Origin of the sequence: Halomonas sp. (genome assembly GCF_041689495.1) — a bacterium.
GTDB lineage: Bacteria > Pseudomonadota > Gammaproteobacteria > Pseudomonadales > Halomonadaceae > Halomonas.
On sequence record NZ_JBDNGD010000406.1, the window covers coordinates 1 to 1854 of the forward strand.

The 1854-nt window shown below is 67.7% G+C and carries 1 protein-coding gene; it reads left to right on the forward strand.

Annotated elements, in window-relative coordinates:
• Positions 1-150: 150 nt before the first annotated feature.
• Positions 151-1728: an aldehyde dehydrogenase (NADP(+)) gene (locus tag ACESMD_RS12745; RefSeq protein WP_372613731.1), complete on the forward strand. Its 1578-nt coding sequence runs from the start codon at positions 151-153 to the stop codon at positions 1726-1728.
• Positions 1729-1854: the final 126 nt, after the last annotated feature.

The following is a 1854-nucleotide window of genomic DNA, read 5'->3' on the forward strand; positions in this document are numbered from 1 at the left end:
ACCATGCTGACACAAAATACAATATATAAAATACGATTATGGCACTACAAAACGTTTTTGAGATACCCGTCTATATAAATCAACATGTTATAGAGCATTTTGGCTGAATATCAGTGGTAGGCTGTTAAAGATGGGCTAGCAGGAGGTTGTATGACCCTGGAAGGTAAACTACTTATTGGCCAGCAAGCCATCAGCGGCCAGCAGGCCGAGATCCACGCCGTCAACCCGGCCACCGGCGAGACCCTGGCCCCGGCCTACGCCGGTGGTAGCCAGACCGAGGTCGACCAGGCCTGTGCCCTGGCCGAGGTGGCCTTCGATACCTATCGCGAGACCTCGCTCGAGGCGCGCGCGACCTTCCTCGAGACCGTCGCCGCCGAGATCGAGGCGATCGGGGATGACCTGATCGAGCGGGCCATGGCCGAGACCGGCCTGCCCCGCGCACGCCTGGAAGGCGAGCGCGGCCGTACCTGCGGCCAGCTGCGGCTATTCGCCAATGTGGTGCGCGCCAGCGAGTGGCTCGACGTGCGCGTCGATCCGGCGCTGCCCGAGCGTGAGCCGATGCCGCGCGTCGACCTGCGCCAGCGCCATATCGCCCTGGGCCCGGTGGCGGTGTTCGGCGCCAGCAACTTCCCGCTGGCCTTCAGCGTGGCCGGTGGCGATACCGCATCAGCGCTAGCCGCCGGTTGCCCGGTGGTGGTCAAGGGCCATTCCGCCCACCCCGGCACCTCCGAGCTGGTCGGCCGTGCCGTGCAGGCCGCGGTGAGCCAGTGCGGCCTGCCCGAGGGCACCTTCTCGCTGCTGTTCGGCGCGGGCCGCGAGATCGGCCAGGCGCTGGTCGCCGACCCGCGCATCCAGGCGGTGGGCTTCACCGGTTCGCGCAGCGGCGGCACGGCGCTGATGGCCACCGCCCAGGCGCGCCCGCAGCCGATCCCGGTCTACGCCGAGATGAGCTCGATCAACCCGGTGTTCCTGCTCCCCGAGGCGCTCAAGGCACGCGGCCAGGCGATCGCCGAAGGCTTCGCCGCCTCGCTCAGCATGGGCGCCGGGCAGTTCTGCACCAACCCCGGGCTGGTGATCGCGGTCCAGGGCCCTGAGCTCGACGCCTTCGTCGCGGCCGCCGGTGAGGCGGTCACGGGCAGCGCCGCCCAGACCATGCTCACCCCGGGCATCCACGCGGCCTACGAGCAGGGTGTCGGCCGGCTCGCCGGCCACGCCAGGGTCAGCGAGGCCGCCCGCGGCCAGGCCGGCGAGACCGCCCACCCCGCCCAGGCCGGGCTGTTCGTCACGAAGGCCGAAGCCTTCCTTAATGATCCCGCCCTGCAGGAGGAGGTCTTCGGCTCGACCTCGCTGGTGATCGCCTGTGCCGACGCGCAGGAGGTACGCCGCGTCGCCGCCCAGCTCGAAGGCCAGCTCACCATCACCCTGCAGATGGACGACGGCGATCTCGACGCCGCCCGGCAGCTGCTGCCGACGCTGGAGCGCAAGGCGGGGCGGATACTCGCCAACGGTTGGCCGACCGGGGTGGAAGTCTGCCATGCCATGGTCCACGGCGGGCCCTACCCGGCGACCTCGGACAGCCGCACCACCTCGGTGGGCAGCGCGGCGATCCACCGCTTCCTGCGCCCGGTGTGCTACCAGGCGCTGCCCGCGGGCCTGCTGCCTGAGGCACTCCAGGACGCCAACCCGCTGGGCGTGAGCCGCCTGGTCGATGGCAAGCGCGAGAGCTAACGACAGCGCTCGCCAACAGTGGAAATTCTTTGGCGGCCTTCGGGCCGCCTTTTTAGTTACTGACTTCCGCTAAGGCAGCGTTAACAAATAAGTTGTGCAATATTTTGTAATCGGATATTCTCTGAT